Origin of the sequence: Spirosoma sp. KCTC 42546, assembly GCF_006965485.1 — a bacterium.
Lineage (GTDB): Bacteria > Bacteroidota > Bacteroidia > Cytophagales > Spirosomataceae > Spirosoma.
The window spans coordinates 7,559,912-7,576,215 of sequence record NZ_CP041360.1 but is presented as its reverse complement, the minus strand read 5'-3'; the positions used below and the strand labels follow the sequence as shown (position 1 = coordinate 7,576,215).

Below are 16,304 nucleotides of genomic sequence, written 5' to 3'. Positions count from 1 at the left end.
TTAGTTTTGATTGGTAGCGCTGTAGCCCGATGAATAGATTCTGTATTTATCCTTGCCCTGGAGGTACTCTGTTTCCTGAAACGTGACGGGGTCAGCTCCTTTTACTGCATAGTTGCTGAAATAGACGTGTTGTTTGTCTTTGGAATAGTATTTTCCCACACCCGTGAACGTGGCCAGATCAACGTGTTCAAGTGGCTTCCAGGTGGTATACTGGCCCAGCACTAATCCCCAGGCGCCGTGTTTATCGTTGAAATTAAAGTCCGACACTTTCCGAAACGTCGCTCCATCTACGCCTTCCATTGGCCTATCCTGAAAATAAACCCGTTTGCTGTCATGCGTCAGGTAATAGCCATTGAACATCGGCACAACAACAAACGTAGCCGGGTCGGCCCCGTTGATGGGCATAACATCTTTATATACCTGATGACTATCGCGGGCGTAGGCGATGCCTTCTGCCGATACATTCGTAGCCGTTTCATTGGGGTTCGGAACGATGGTAAAATGAGGGCCGTCAGTACTGATTACCTGATCGCGGGAATAACCCCTGGCTTTGTCTTTAGAATAACTCCCGGCCAGGTACGTAAAGGTGATGGGATCTGAATTTGGGATGATTTTGCCGAGGTAAAACGCATGGTTTTTATCCTTGCCGTACTCGTCGTTGATGGCGGTAAATGAAGCTGCATCCGCTTCACCGATGACCGCCCGATTAGCGGGCCAGCCAGTATAAAGGACTACGTCGCCTTTTTCGATTCGGTAGCCCTTTCGTGAACTTGGGCCACAACTTAATAGAACCAGACCACCCACAAGTAAGCCAACTAGACCCAAAAAAGCGTTCATCAGTTTGAGGATAACATTCATGATTCAGGAAATTAGCGAGCGCTATGGACGTAGATTTTTGGCACCCTACCCAGCGCCTGTTCATGGTGTTGTCGGCTGGACGGAATAACCGGAAGCGAAGGTGTTTCAGGTAGTAGGATGGGTACTGGTTCACGCTCAATCGGCATTTCGACCGGCTCTAATTTCTTCGTGCCCGATAGATTTGCCTTTAGCCAGTCGATGTAATACCTGAAGCGTTCGACGTCGTGATAGGTTTGCCAGATGATCACGAAACTACCGTTCTCTGTTTCTGCAATTCGGATGGGCGTAACGGTGTCCAGCACAAAGAATCGGTTGAATTTCTGCCGAAAGGTGAATCCTGACGTATCTATTTTTTCACGGGCAACCCGTTTGAATTGCTCACTAATGGTGTTAGGTGCGAATGAAACTGCCAGATAATATGTGAAGGTTGTCACATGAGCATTGCCAGACATACCTGTCGATGAGGTCATTCCCTGCCACCAGTTAAAGCAAATCTCTTCACCCGTTTGGACTGTCATCTTTACATCGGCACAGGAATAATACTGGCTGCCTAACAGGGTAGAAACCTGCTCTGGAGCTGTGGCCGCTTTGTAGATATGGTTTGCCGTAAAAAAGGCCTGTAGGCTAATGTCTGCTTTTTTGCGGAAGACGATAAACGACACCAGAAAAAGGATAACAAAGAGTACACATGAACTGGGGCCATCACCAACCAGTACAACTGCCATCAGCCCTACCCAGCTACCTACCGAATACTGAATGGCATTTCTGGGCGATTTACGCCGGCCAACTAAATACACGATGAAGAAACCAACGGCATATAGTGCACCGAAGACCATGACCTGAAAAAGTGTACCCTGATTCATACTAATGGTTCGATAAACGCTAAAAAATGACCAGAATAAATAGAATAAGTAAGGTGATACTGATTAATGCGATCCAGTCAAAACGTTGTTCCAGAAAACGCCTTAGTCCCTTTTTAAAAGGCTTCCAGAAGCCTGGTTTGGTGAAACTCTCCCCCCTCTCCATTCCCGTATTTGGTTAGTTTGATTACTAATTCATGCTAAAACTAAGGCTGTTATCTGCGTTGATTTGGCCGGGTTGATAAGTGGAGGGAACACCGGGAAAACCGGCAGAAGTGGCTTGATATATGGCTTATTCGCTACTGCATTCACTCAGTTTTGCCAACACATCAGGCTAGTAGCTGGTTGTTTTATTGACTGCTTACCAGATCACTAGCTCAACCTATGAATCAAGCACTTATTAACCGCCGGACACTGGGCGTTACGTTTACTGCCGATACTACATGCGTGCGCGTATGGGCACCACTGGCCCAATCCGTCGATCTTCGTTTTTGTAACCGGGACGTAACGGTACCGCTTCAAAATGATGGAAATTACTGGCAGGCAGCCATCAATCAACTTCAGCCCGGCGATACCTACAAGTTTGTTCTGAACGGGACAATGGAACGGCCAGACCCGGCATCGCTGGCTCAACCGGAAGGGGTACATGGTCCATCGCAGGCAGTTGATCTGGCAAAATTTGCCTGGACGGATGCCAATTGGCAAAATCTACCGCTTGAGGACTATCTAATTTATGAGCTTCATACGGGAACATTCACGCCTGAAGGTACTTTTGCCGGTATCGAAAGTCGGTTGGATTACCTGTTGGAGCTGGGCATAAACACCGTTGAAATTATGCCGGTGGCCCAATTCCCCGGTACGCGCAATTGGGGTTACGATGGTGTTTGCCCCTACGCCGTGCAGTACTCGTATGGGGGCGCGGCAGGTCTCCAGCAACTAGTCGATATCTGCCACCGGAAAGGGCTGGCCGTGGTGCTCGATGTTGTCTATAACCACATGGGCCCGGAGGGGAATTATTTTGCTGATTTCGGCCCGTATTTTACAACACGCTACCAGACGCCCTGGGGCAATGCGCTTAACTTCGATGGCGACTACAGCGATAGTGTCCGACGCTATTTTGTCGAAAATGTGTTGATGTGGTTCCGGGATTTCCATATCGATGCGCTACGGATTGATGCCGCTCATGCAATTCACGATGCGCGGGAAACCCACCTGTTGCGGGAGATCAAGCAGTATGTCGATGAACTGATGCAGCAGACCGGACAGATACACTACCTGATTGTGGAGTCTGATCAAAACGAAACGCGCTTTATTCAGTCGCTGGCCGATATGGGTTACGGTATGGATGCTCAGTGGAACGATGAGTTTCATCATGCGCTTCGGGTAGCGGCCGGTGGCGAACGAAAAGGCTATTACGCCGACTATAATGGGATTCAGCACCTGGCCAAATCCTATAAGGATGCGTATGTGTACGATGGCACCTACATGCCCCGTCGCGCCCGGATTGTTGGGAAATCAACGGCAGGCCATGCCGGACGACAGTTTGTGGTGTTCTCCCAGAATCACGATCATATTGGCAATCGAATGCTGGGCGAGCGACCCAGTCAGTTGGTGAGCTTTGATATGCAGAAACTAATGGCTGGTGCTGTGATCAGTAGTCCCTATTTGCCCATGTTGTTTATGGGCGAAGAATGGGGTGAACTGAATCCGTTTCTGTACTTCGTTAGCCATTCTGACCCTGCTTTGATTGACGCTGTTCGGGAAGGGCGTAAACGGGAATTTGCCGCTTTTCAGGCATCTGTTGCCGAGGGAAGCGGGCTTGGCGTAGAGGCACCTGTTGTAGAAGCAACCGATGCACAGGATGAGCGGACGTTCGAGCGGTCGAAACTCCAATGGGCGCGCCTGACAAAGGAGCCGCACCAGACGCTCTTTCGATATTACCAGACGTTGCTGGCATTACGTAAGCATTCGTCCTTACGGCACCCAAACCGCGAATCGGTGGCCGTTGTTGCTGATGAAATCCGGCAAACGCTCACCCTGTTCCGGCAACATAAACAGCCCTCAACGGGCCAGACAGCCGAGCCAGAGACAGTGGTTTGCCTGATGAATTTCTCGAAAGAGCCCCGATCACTTTTGCTGGCTGCTAGTACGAAACCCTGGCAGAAGCTTCTGGATTCGGCCGATCCGAAATGGCGAGGCCCCTTATCGGCTCCGCAGTTAGTAGCTGGCAATGAATCTGTTGTGGTTCAACCCGAGTCTATTCTGATTTATACGAATCAATCAAACCTCAAGTAATAAAAATTTTAGCCACAGAGAACACAGAGATTTTCTATACCTCTGTGTTCTCTGTGCCGTAACGACGGACCGCTCTGTGGTTAAAAAAAACCTTTACCAATCGCAGAATAGCCACTGTATGGGAAAATAAAACCGCCGGAACAACAAAGCCCGGCAACCAGACATAGGGAAATTTTAGTATGGCAACGTTAGGCTGATCAAAGGCCAGTTGCTGAAATGGGAAGGGAGTTGCTAAAAGGGCATGACCAACAATATTCAGGACCGAACCTAACATAGCCACATTCCAGACTAATAACCAGCGGGGAGACAATTGTTTCCGCTTGAAGGCGTAGTAGAAGATAACAGGCGCTGTTAAGCCCGCCAGAATATCATAATTCCCACCTTCAAATGTCATCAGTTGGGGCACCTGCTGATACAAGTACAGACCATATAAGGTTAACTCGACCGGTAAACGAACAATGTGCAAAAACGTTAATCGCGATAATGGTAATTGATTAATCCAGAGACGGCCTTTGCTGGTAATCAATAAGCTTATTATCACCAATAACGGTGGGCCCAAAACCACTACAAAACGGGGCGGTTTGGCGTCGAGTTGCTGAAAAAATTGATTATGCGCTAACAGGCCTAAGACCACCAGCCAGCTAAAACTTACCATAAGAAATTGGCTGGCACCACGAACAGAAGTCTGACGGATAGCGGTGAACAAGAGCCCCACTGTTAGACATGTGGTGAGAGTGAAAAACAGCGCTAACCAAACTGGAGTAGCTTCGTATAAATGAGATAGATTGGGCTTCATAAAGCATCTTGGTTTAGCAGGCACCCTTGCCCACGCTCACAAAGGAAGCCAGCCCCAGCCAACTCCGCACTCCCTAACTGCCAGTACATCTATGAATGGTACCCCAAAGAAGCATGAATGGTCAGTGTACCGACGAGGCCTGGAGCCATTTTTTGAGTTCAAGACTTCGGTACCGACTGACAATTACCTCCTGACTCGCCTGTTGCTTGTGGAGGGCGGGGGCGAGCGTAACCACAAGTTTACGATTTACATCATCCTGAACAGACCGTACAGCGCCCAGGCCTACAATAAACTGGCGACTGAGTTGAAAAAAATACAGACTGTCCAGGCTTTCCTGCAGTCGGGAAAACGAAGAATAGCGAGTTGCTACCTGCTGTCCATCGGCTTTAACTAATAAAACCAAACCACCCGTCGAGTAGAAATAAGCAATCTGGTCTACGGGTAGCCAAACTTGTCCTGTACTAAGTTCAACTGCAACAAGTGGCGTTGATAAAGGTAGTGTAGAACGGCTTGCAGCGGCTAGTGAGAAATCATCAGTCAAGTGATCGGCACGCTTCTGGCGTTCCGCAAAAAAAGCGCGTAGCAGATAAAGTCCCGAATACCCTCCGTTGACTATAGTAGCCAGTGTGATACAAACGGTAAGACCTTTGAGGAGCGTATGCACAGGAGGCCAGTGATTCATATAGACTCGCTGGGCCAGAGGAAAAACGATTGCGAATGTCAATAGTGTACAAACACCGCCTAATAGCACCTGAGCACTTAACCTTCGAACCGGATTCTGCCGGAAGGGTAGGCGCGTATCCAGCCACCGAAAAATGAGCATATTGACTTCCCAACAGGAAAACATGACGGTAACAACCGTCAGAAAATACGGCCAGGGAAACTGATAGCCCGCTTGCCCTGGAAACACCTGACTAAACACAACATGCGAGGCCACCAGAGCCGCCAGAGGAATAGCGACCAACTGTAGGAAAATGTGCTGTAGGCGTGTAAGAGGAAACATAGTATATATAGAGTACAAAATCTAGCAAGAATAGGCCTTAAAAAAAACTACTAATCGAAAGTGAATAAAAAATAGTGCTAAAATCCTATGATTAAAATCATGCATCTGGATGATGTGGTCTAGATATAACAATATTTTCAATTATAGTTTTGCAGTAATTATTGATTGATTTATTTGATAAAACGTAACTATAATGTTACTAAAATAAATCAATAGGGCTTGGTTAGTCGATAGGTAGAACACGTTTCGAAAGATGTGTAGTGGATTTTACGAGGTATCCTAATTGCGCAAACGTTTAATAAAGTCTGTTGGATTACAGCCATTGCCAGGAGAGTAATAGTATTATGTTGTGTATAATTAAAATGTGAATACCACATGTTTTTCTTTTGATTATTTAGGTCATTTCGTCTAAGAAAATAGTGATCTCACACAGAAGCTTAGCCTGCCTGGTAGGTTCGTATTACTGCTCCTGGTAGGTTTACTAGGGATCGACTGTCTACTACCTACCATATGAATAACTATCAGAACCCTCCGATTTACATGGTTGATGATGACCGGGATGAGCACTACTGGCAGATGCCCCTGCTCACCGATTATGAGGTACTGCGTCTGCTCAAGCGAGACTCTGGCTTTAAGTCTATTTCAATTATCATCTATAGTACATCGGCCAGGTCAGCAGACATAAATCGCTGCACTGATCTGGGCTGCATGACTTTCTTTATCAAACCCAGCCGTACTATAAAAAACAGTGAACGTTTACTAAGCTCTTTTTTTACCTCTAACCTTACTGATCATGAAAATTAGCTATACTTTCTCGCTGGTCTGTATGTTTGCCACAACTCTCCTGAGTTGCTCACAAAATCAGGCAGAAAAGGCCTTCCAAATCTCACCAGTGTCCATTTCTACCCGTCCTGAAGAGGCATTTCCTAACCAGCGGGGCGTTCTGACAACTGGTCTCCTTAACGGAGAACCCATCAGATACTTCCTTGTGGGCGATCAGGCTGTCTTCCAGAGCGATATCCTGCTGCTGCCCGATAACCTTAAGCAACCTTCCGAACTCCACACCCAGGGAACCGGACGAGTCAAAACATCACTCCGATGGCCCAACAAAATCGTCTATTACACCATTGACCCGGCACTGCCCAATCAGGCTCGGGTCACCGATGCCATGGCCCACTGGGAAGCCAACACCCCCATTCGCTTTGTTCCCCGTACCACGCAACGCGGCTATGTTTTGTTTCGGGTTGGCTCAGGTTGTTCCTCCAATGTGGGCTATGCCGGGAGTCAGCAGTATATCAACCTGGCCAGTGGCTGCACAACAGGTAATACGATTCATGAGATTGGGCACACGGTGGGGTTGTGGCACGAACAGTCGCGGGTGGATCGGGATGTGTATGTAAACATCCATACGGGCAATATCCAGACCGGTTACGAACCGGATTTTCAGACCTATGCTCAGCGGGGTATGGATGGGTTTGATTCTGGGGGTGGGTTGGATTTTGGGTCGGTCATGCTGTATGGTTCGTATGATTTCTCTAAAAATGGCCTACCTACGATGACCAAAAAAGACGGCTCAACGTTTATAGGTCAACGTCAGGGTTTGTCTGCAACAGATATCAAAACAATCGGATATATGTATCCGTAACCTGTTGAGCAAAACCAGCCTATTGCGGCTAAAGGGATGTAAACTTGCAATGAATTTTTGTAATGATCTATGTTCGTTTTATTGCCTGTTGGATGGTAGGTAAACTAATTGTTTTTGAAGTGCTGTTTATGTACATTTGCGTTCTTGCTCTACTAGCCCGTAAGTATCTAATTTTCTTTTCAACCGGCCTATAGTAGTTCTTCAGGCCTACGAAACGGTTTCAGCGTAACTACCTGCAAGCACGCCAGGCACTCAACAAATTTTATTGGGTTTATTGTAAGCATATCGCTAGCGCAAAGGTTCTTGTTCTTATCCAAACTGCCTACCTAAGTAAAAAGCGATCTGTGATACTCTATTGTTTATTATTCACACATGTCAATTCAACTACTGGTCATTGAGGATGTAGCGCAGATACGGGAAAACTTAGCCGAACTGTTAACCGCCAATGGTTATGAAGTAAGGACGGCTGAGGATGGCATACAAGGAATCCATGAGGCTAAAGAATGGCAACCCAATCTGATCGTGTGTGATATTATGATGGCCAATATGGACGGCTACCAGGTTCTGGAAACTATACGAGCCAATCCAGATATCGCTCATATCCCATTTATCTTTTTGACTGCCAAAGCAGATATGATGGATTTGCGGCAAGGAATGGGTTTAGGCGCCGATGATTACCTGACCAAGCCATTTCAGGTAAACGATCTGTTAAATGCGATTGACAGTCGACTCAAAAGGAACCAGCAACAGCAAGTTAATTTGGTTCCCTCTACCAGTCATTTAAAAACCATCCGTGGTCGCGATGATAAAGGGCATATGATCCTATCGACGGAGGAGTGCGCTTACTTCTTCACCCACAAAAGAGGGTATTTTGTGTGGCACCCACTGGGCACCTTTCAACTGGATATGAGTTTGGATACCTTAACGACTAAGCTCGACCGAAAGCAATTTTTTAGGGTTAACCGAAATGTCATTCTGCATCGGAAAAGTGTTCAGAAATATTCCTACTGGGATAAAGGTAAATACTGTTTGTTTGTCAGTATTGGCGGAAAACCTCAGGAGGTCATCTTACCTAAAGCGCGGTTTCGGTCTTTTAAAGAATGGTTGGCTGGTTAGTGTTCGTTCAATTTAAGGTCTATTGATTTTATACGAATTGATCAGAAGCGATAAAATCAGCTGGGCCTACATCGAAAGCGTGCTAGTCCAGTCGACTAGGTTACCCTGGTTAGACATGGAGAAACTTTTAGAATTTTGGTTTGATGCGTCGTTGCAGGGTGTCGCTTTTCTAGAGCCTGTCCGGAATAGCCAGTGCGAAGTAACCGATTTCTGTTATCGGCGAGTCAATACGGCGTTTGCTCACCTGCTTCGGCAAACGAAGGAGGAACTGGTTGGTCATATCGTCAGAAAAGTCTATGAGCCAACTCTGGAAAATGATTTCTTTCATCCGCTGGTAGCCGTTCTGCAAACGGGCGAAGCACAACGGCTGCTAAAACAGTATCGGCTGGATGGAGAAACTGTATGGCATGATGTTACCTTAACCCGTCTGGACGATCTGGTGATGGTTAACGTACAGGATGTGAGCGAACAGAAAAAGTCGGAGTACAACTTACAGCGACATCTGGCCATGGAGTCGATTTTGTCGGCCGTTGCAAGTCGGTTTATAACCCTAAAAACCGAAGAGGTTGATGACTATATTGTTAACGCCCTAGGTCAGGTTAGTGAGTATATCGGTGCCGAGCGAGCGTCGGTATTCATCTATTCAAACGACTACCAGGAAGGACGCTGCCTCCACGAGTGGTGTGCTCCGCGCATAGCTTACAGGAAAAGTAAAATTCAGACCAGACCCCGAGAATGTTTTGACTGGATGCGCCCAACGCTGGAAAAAGGGGAGACCATTCGCCTGCAGGTTGATAAGCTTAGTCCAGAGTCAATCCATGAAAAAGCCTTTTTTGAGTTTATTTCGGTTAATTCAATGATTGCTATACCACTGCTCCAGGAACAGAAAACACAGGGATTTGTTGGATTCTATACAATCAATAAGCCGCAAGCCTGGGATCAAAATGTCGTTTCTCTCTTAGAAACTTTTAGTACGCTGGTTGCTAATGTACTGTATCGCTTAAAACAGGAAGCCGCGATCCAGCGTGCCAATCACCGCCTGGAAGGCTTACATGCCATTGATCAGGCACTGCTTAACCATCGGCTAGCCGATCAATCTCCGCTGTCGATCGCCATGAACTATATGCATTTCATGGTTCCCTGTAACCGGATAACAGTGTCTCAAATTAATAGTGCCACTGGCCAGATTGTAGTTAAGTGCCGGGTATTGGAGGGAAAACTGGATATGAATCCAGAGTTAACCGTGGCATCTCATTCTTTGTATGAGCGGTTCCTCCGAAACCATAAGCCCAATCAACCCATTTATTATCCTGATCTGGAGACAGATTCAACTGGTATACCCGATGAAATAAATCCCTACCTGCGAGGTTCCCGTTCGCTGGTTATCATACCTTTATATCGTCAGGAAGAATGCATTGGCGGTTTTTCCCTATCATCGATTAATCCGCATTTCTTTACAGAGGAATACCAGCAAATTGCTCAGGAATTGGCCGGTCCTTTAGCCGTTGTTTTGTATCAGCAGCAATTGGATGACCAGCTTAAACACTACACCGAACAACTTGAACAGCGGGTAGAGGAACGTACGGGGGAAATCAGACGCCTGTCGACTTTGCACCAGGCAATTTTAAGACATGCCGGGCAGGCTATTATCTCGACAGACATTCATGGGGTAATCCAGACCGCTAACCAGGCCAGTGAAAACCTATTAGGCTACCGGGTCGACGAACTGATTGGGCGAATGGCTTACCTTGAACCCGGATCTCCTAGCAATCCACTACCTACCATTGCGTATCGGTTAGGAGAACAAGCTCTACCCCTTGCTAATATTTTCGCCGATGCGCTGGCTACTCAGGGCTATTTTTATTGCGAATGTGTGGCTATTACTAAAGTCGGGTATCGGGTACCTATCCTGTTAGCCGCCAGTGCCTTACAGGATGGCGATGGGGTCACTATCGGCTATGTAGGAATTTCTACGGATATCTCTGCTCTAAAAACAGCCGAAGTAAAGCTCCAGCGGAAAAATCAGGAGCTGAATACCTTCTTTGAAGGGGCTCTGGATATGCACTGCATCTCGGATAGTGAGGGAAATATTGCGGAGGTTAACCGAGCCTTTCAGGCAACATTGGGATATTCGGCGGCCGAGTTGAAATCGATCCTGTTCTTACACCTGATTCATCCCGATGAGCAGAAGTTTGTCTATAAAAATTTACTGATTGACATTCTCCGGCAACCGGTTCGCAATCAGATTAACCGGATGCGTAGAAAAGATGGTAACTATCGAGTAATTGAGTGGAATGCCATTGGTATTGATAATGTCGTATATGGGTCTGCCCGTGATATTACGGAGCGGCAGGAGAACGAAATACAGTTACGAAGCCTAAATCAGCGACTTAAACTGGCTACTCAGGCGGCTGGTCAGGGGATTTGGGAAATTGATATGGAAAATGATCGGGTAATCTGGGATGATCGGGTATGGGAAATTTTTGGCCTTGCCCCTGGACGACCTTACCTGAGTTATCAGGAGTTTGTGAGCAAGATTCATCCCGATGATCGCCCCCCATTTCTGGAACGTCATAATTTTAAATGGCCGGAGGATACAATTTTGAATGTAACCCGCATTGTGCGGCCAGATGGAGTAGTACGTTATGTTAAAGCGAGTGGTAAAGTAATTCGAAATGAACAGGAGAAGCCTATTCGGCGTATTGGTGTGATCTGGGATGTGACCGAACAGGAACGGGCCGAAGCCGCTCTACGGGAAAGTGAACAGCGATTTCGGGAAATTGCTGAAAATGTTGATGAAGTTTTTTGGATTCATTCGGCCAATCCATTCCGACTACTCTATGTTAACCCAGCTTACGAGCGGGTATGGAATACCAGTTTTGAACGCCTGCATGAAAATCCGTACTCATTCATGGATACCGTACTGAAGGAGGATCTGGCAGCTGTTCGTCATCTTGTTGAGCAGTACAAAGCGGGTGAGGAAGGTCAGCTGTATTTTCGTCTAAAAGAGAAGAATAAGTCCGTGCGCTGGCTATTTGTTCGCACCTTTATTATTCGCGATGAAGCAGGTACAGCCATTCGGCAAATTGGTATTATTAATGATGTTACCAGTCAGAAAGAGAAGGAACTGGTTTTACAGCAGGCACTAGCACGGGAACAGGAATTGAATCAACTCAAGTCGCAGTTTGTCTCTACGGCTTCCCATGAGTTTCGAACCCCGCTCACAACAATTCAATCCAGCGTCGATTTAATTCGGTTGTACCTGGATTTGCCGGTAGCTAAGGCCCAGGTTTCTATTCAAAAGCATCTGGCTGTGATCGAAAAAGAGATCGACCAATTTAGCAACTTGCTTACCGATATTCTGACCATTGGTCGAATTGAAGCGGGGAAAATAAGCTTTAGGCCTAAGCAAGTGGATATTGTTTCGGTTTGCAAAGAAATCATTGCTACTCATTTCAATCAGCGGGGCGATAACCGCACTGTTCAGTTTACAGTAGAAGGAATACCCCGTCAGGTTTTTATTGATGCTAAATTGATTAGCCATGTTATGGTTAACTTGTTGTCGAATGCGTTTAAATTTTCCAGAACCAATCCATCATTATGTATCTTATTCAATGATAATAACTTTGTTTTACAAGTAATTGACGAAGGAATTGGCATACCAGCTAAGGATCTTTCAACGTTATTTCAGGCATTCTTCCGGGCCAGTAACACAAACGGTATTCCAGGAACAGGCTTAGGACTGGTTATTGCGCGGCAATTTGTACAATTACATAGTGGTCATTTTAACATTGAAAGCGAAGAGAAAAAAGGGACTACGTGTACTATTGTCCTGCCGATTGAATTAGCCAATCCAACACTTCCTGGTCTGGTTACTGCTTCTTCCTCACTAAACGAACGTCCTCACAATCAGAACTGAACGCATGGCTACTCAAATCTTACTCATTGAAGACGATGTTCAGATACGGGAAAACATAGAAGAACTACTGATGTTGCAGGGATTTCAGGTAGAAACCGCTACCAATGGTCGGGAAGGGATAAGTCAGGCCATGTTGAAACCACCCGATCTGATCCTTTGTGATATCATGATGCCAGAGGTTGATGGATACCAGGTACTGGAAGTAGTTCGAAATAATCGGTCGATTGCTACGGTGCCGTTTATATTCCTAACGGCTAAATCAGACCTGGCCGATATGCGCCGGGGAATGGATCTGGGGGCAGATGATTACCTGACAAAACCTTTTACGCTGGAGAACTTACTGCGCACAATTGCAAGTCGTTTGCAGCGGGAAGCCTTGCGAAAAGCGGACTTAACTACCCGGTTAGAAAAATATCGGCACACCTTAGCCTCCGTTACGGCACACGAATATAATACAGCCCTTGCCGGCATCATTGGCTTTTCTTCCTTATTGATTGATGATTTTCAACAATTTAATAGCGAAGAAACGGTATCCATGGTGACAATGATTAAGCTAAGCGGCCTGCGCCTAAAACGATCATTAGATAACATTCAACTAATGGATGTCTTGCAGCAGGTTGATCCATTCCATATTGATTATAATTATTTTTCAACGGGATGTGCAACCATAACAGCAGCCCTAGCTGACACGTACATGCTGGCGGTTGAGCATCGGCAGGACCGGGAGATTGCCTATCAGCTTGATGTGGAAAGCGCTCCGCTCCAGATTTCGGAGGAGAACCTTAAAATATGTTTGGGAGAGTTACTCGATAATGCCGTTAAGTTCTCCGGCTCAACGCAAACCGTTCGGCTGGTGGGCAAGCCTGATGGAACAGACTATTGCTTTACCTTCACAAATAAAGGACAACCCTTTAAGGAAGAATACTGCGATCAGATAGCTCCCTACAAACAATTTGATCGAAATAAGTACGAGCAGCAGGGCTTTGGCCTGGGGTTATCCATTGTTAAACGGATTTTAGAATTAAACCACGGTCGATTAACCATTGAAAGCCCATCAGAAGGTGAAACGACCGTATCTATGTGGATACCGCAGGTGGTTGCCTGACCCTCAACGCCTACCCGCCGGTAGACTAGTGCGTGTTATGTTGTATACGCTTGGCTGGTTGATAAAGACCACATCCATTCCGTTTCATCAGTTTTTTTATAATAAAACCAGCCAGATATATAGTCACTAACGTATCAACCTTATTTTCAACCTCAGCAGTTCGGGCTGGCTCTTTTAGTGTTTGTAAATTTTCAACAAATAAATTTTTGTAGTTCTTGACCTTAACAGGGGATCTTCTTTAGTATAATACAGTAACACATACAAATAGCTATCTGGACAAACAGCCAATGAATTTATATGTCGCTGGCGATGTAGGTGCCTGCCCGACTTTGTTACTTTTTTAATTCATCGTCAATTTTTTTAAGAAGATTTATAGTTGTCTTTTTAGTGAAGATAAAAGTGTTTATAGTCTCTTTTTTATATACAGCATTTGCTAGAAGTAAATTTCTTAATTTTTTTATTCTTAATGCTTTAATCTTTTCTTGTGAAGAAACGAGGTTTAATGAGTCAATAACGACTGGGAAATAGCTACTCATTTCTGGAATTAATTGTGTCATCGTGTGCGTTTCATCTATTTTACACCATTCTATACAATAAGGTATTGTTGATGTATAATAGGATAAGAATAACGTTTTTAACGAATCATTTTTGATTAAATTTGTATGTGCAGTTTGTCTAATTTCCTCATAAGCCATTTGATTTGGCTTAAAAACCAGATAACTGCCTGCGTTGTCAATGTGAAAACTAATACTATCTTTTATATCTGAATCAAGTTTAAAATAAGTCAGTTTATTGATGCTATTTACTAATTTACGACCATGGTTTATCATAACTGTTAGTTTCAGCGTGTCTTGTATTAAATTTGTTCTTAAAACAGTAAAATGTTTTTTTACTGTTTCATCATCTTTCCTATTTTCTCTCCATTCATCAAAGAAAAAGGAAATTGAAATGCCAATAAAAATAACAAGAATCTCGGAAATATATTTTTCAAGAATAATTTTAAACGGATGTTTTACGTTTCTTTCTTCCATATTCATAAAAGCCGTTTTTGACTACTAAGTTGAGAGCTTCTTGGTTTGATCTAGTTTTACGTGATTTATAAACTAAATCGGATTTGCTAATTCGACTTGGTTATTTTATCCAACGCTCACAGGGGCTGATGGATGAGAAAACTAGGATCCTGCCCACGAGCTACTTGCCACCTTTATACCCCCTGCTGGTCGGGCTGCGAACCCTCCTCCTAGATAAGCAGCCTGTCGCCAGAGACAACCCACGCGGAGCAGACAACAACGCACTTACTAATGCCAAGTCTAATCAGATTTTTTCAGATTTGAATAAACGATGGCGCTGCTACAGCTAAGTAGGTGAATGGAATTTTATAGTTCTCTGTAACTTCAAAAAAACTTCGACTACGAAAAAGCTGAAAACCCGATTCAATTAACCAATCAATCAGGACAATGACTAAAAAGGTGGCAATACTACGGAGATAAAATGTAGGGGTCTTCCAGACTGACATTCTTCAAGAGTTCAAAATTATGACTTGTTAATTTAACGGCTTGTCGCCGGATCGCAACCTTAAATATAATCTGACGGGGCGTTTACTTTCTCACACGTAGCCTGCCTATGGGCAACGGTTTAACGAACTCCCTTCATGGACCCGCCACCCAACCACCGCAGGGGTTGATGGTGACGTAGGAGCCTTTACACCCCTGCCCGCGTTGACCTTGCGGCCTGCTGCCTGTCGCCGGGAACCTGCCCTACTGGTTTGAGGATGCGAAATATAATAAAAGTGGCACAGAAATGGCTATTTTTGCAATCATGCTGTATTACCGTAGAAAAATATTGTTAGCACTTCTGCAAGCCTTTGATGGTCAATTAGGTAAGACTGACCTTCAAAAATTACTGTTGTTAGTCTCAAAGTTGCAGAGTAAACCTTCATTTGATTTTGTGCCGCACCGATTTGGCTGTTACTCCTATCAATCAAGTTGGGACTTAAGGGCTTTAAAAGCTTACGGTATAGTGTCTGAATCAGATACAGGTTGGCATATTACAAAAGTTGAAAATTATCAAGGGATGTTGACTCACGATGACAAATCTCATATCAATCATATAGCACGGGTATATAAGAACCACAGTACAGACCAACTTATTAAGGCAACATATCTTAAATATCCCTACTACGCGATAAGAAGCGAGAAGGCCCCCCAAATCTTAAATGTAGAAGAGTTGAAGAGAGTAGAGCAATATGCTTCAACTAATCAAGATAAGGCCCTCTTCACGATAGGTTACGAGGGAATCACAATTGAAGCATACTTTAATAAGCTTATTCGTAATAATGTAAAAGTACTTTGTGATGTACGTCGTAATGCCTTGAGTCAAAAAATGGGCTTTTCCAAAACAACATTAAACAGTGTATGTACGTCGTTGGGTATTAAATATATTCATATTCCAAACTTAGGTATTCCCTCAGAAAAGAGACAGAATTTGAAAACCCAAAAGGATTATGATGTTTTATTCGCTGAATTTGAGAACATATATTTAGTAAATCAAACAGATAATCTGTACGGCATCTTGTCGTTACTTGACAAATACAGCCGGGTGGCTTTGACGTGTTTTGAAGCAGCTCCTTGTCAGTGCCATAGAAGTAAAGTAGCCAAAGCAATTACCGAACTACCAGAATGGTCTTATGAATTGAAACATCTTTAAA

The 16,304-nt window shown here is 44.9% G+C and carries 12 protein-coding genes; 7 read left to right on the top strand and 5 right to left on the bottom strand.

From position 1 onward, the window contains the following. Together EXU85_RS30815 and EXU85_RS30810 are read right to left on the bottom strand one after the other, a co-directional pair. Positions 1 to 858, bottom strand: coding sequence for a DKNYY domain-containing protein (locus EXU85_RS30815; RefSeq protein WP_142775759.1), 858 nt, complete (start codon positions 856 to 858; stop codon positions 1 to 3). Between the two features lie 11 nt (positions 859 to 869). After that, positions 870 to 1,721: a hypothetical protein gene (locus EXU85_RS30810; RefSeq protein WP_142775758.1), complete on the bottom strand. Its 852-nt coding sequence runs from the start codon at positions 1,719 to 1,721 to the stop codon at positions 870 to 872. 381 nt (positions 1,722 to 2,102) lie between these two features. On the opposite strand from EXU85_RS30810, the gene treZ reads away from it, so the two are divergent. After that, positions 2,103 to 4,013, top strand: a complete 1,911-nt coding sequence (treZ, locus tag EXU85_RS30805; RefSeq protein ID WP_142775757.1) for a malto-oligosyltrehalose trehalohydrolase — start codon at positions 2,103 to 2,105, stop codon at positions 4,011 to 4,013. Between the two features lie 34 nt (positions 4,014 to 4,047). Here the strand turns inward: treZ and EXU85_RS30800 are convergent, their stop codons facing one another. Both EXU85_RS30800 and EXU85_RS30795 read right to left on the bottom strand, forming a co-directional pair. Next, a complete protein-coding gene (locus EXU85_RS30800; RefSeq protein WP_142775756.1) occupies positions 4,048 to 4,809 on the bottom strand; it encodes a hypothetical protein in 762 nt (253 codons plus the stop codon). A 121-nt stretch (positions 4,810 to 4,930) separates the two neighbouring features. Beyond that, entirely contained in the window at positions 4,931 to 5,812 is an 882-nt protein-coding gene (locus EXU85_RS30795) for a LytTR family DNA-binding domain-containing protein (RefSeq protein ID WP_142775755.1), read from the bottom strand. 510 nt (positions 5,813 to 6,322) lie between these two features. On the opposite strand from EXU85_RS30795, the gene EXU85_RS30790 reads away from it, so the two are divergent. From EXU85_RS30790 to EXU85_RS30770, 5 genes are all read left to right on the top strand, one after another. Continuing rightward, a complete protein-coding gene (locus EXU85_RS30790) occupies positions 6,323 to 6,616 on the top strand; it encodes a hypothetical protein (RefSeq protein WP_142775754.1) in 294 nt (97 codons plus the stop codon). After that, complete coding sequence (locus tag EXU85_RS30785; protein ID WP_142775753.1) at positions 6,606 to 7,457, top strand: M12 family metallopeptidase; 852 nt, start codon at positions 6,606 to 6,608, stop codon at positions 7,455 to 7,457. The genes EXU85_RS30790 and EXU85_RS30785 overlap by 11 nt, the downstream gene beginning before the upstream one ends. Before the next feature lie 372 nt (positions 7,458 to 7,829). Continuing rightward, positions 7,830 to 8,573, top strand: a complete 744-nt coding sequence (locus EXU85_RS30780) for a response regulator (protein ID WP_142775752.1) — start codon at positions 7,830 to 7,832, stop codon at positions 8,571 to 8,573. A gap of 115 nt (positions 8,574 to 8,688) precedes the next feature. After that, positions 8,689 to 12,492, top strand: coding sequence for a PAS domain S-box protein (locus EXU85_RS30775; protein WP_142775751.1), 3,804 nt, complete (start codon positions 8,689 to 8,691; stop codon positions 12,490 to 12,492). A 4-nt stretch (positions 12,493 to 12,496) separates the two neighbouring features. Continuing rightward, entirely contained in the window at positions 12,497 to 13,597 is a 1,101-nt protein-coding gene (locus EXU85_RS30770) for a response regulator (protein WP_142775750.1), read from the top strand. A 332-nt stretch (positions 13,598 to 13,929) separates the two neighbouring features. Here EXU85_RS30770 and EXU85_RS30765 read toward each other — a convergent pair whose 3' ends face one another. Beyond that, positions 13,930 to 14,634 (bottom strand): hypothetical protein, encoded by a 705-nt coding sequence (locus tag EXU85_RS30765; protein WP_246859317.1) that lies wholly within the window; start codon positions 14,632 to 14,634, stop codon positions 13,930 to 13,932. Between the two features lie 763 nt (positions 14,635 to 15,397). Between EXU85_RS30765 and EXU85_RS30760 the strand changes: the two genes are divergently transcribed. Then, positions 15,398 to 16,303: a DUF488 family protein gene (locus EXU85_RS30760; protein WP_142775749.1), complete on the top strand. Its 906-nt coding sequence runs from the start codon at positions 15,398 to 15,400 to the stop codon at positions 16,301 to 16,303. Position 16,304: the final 1 nt, after the last annotated feature.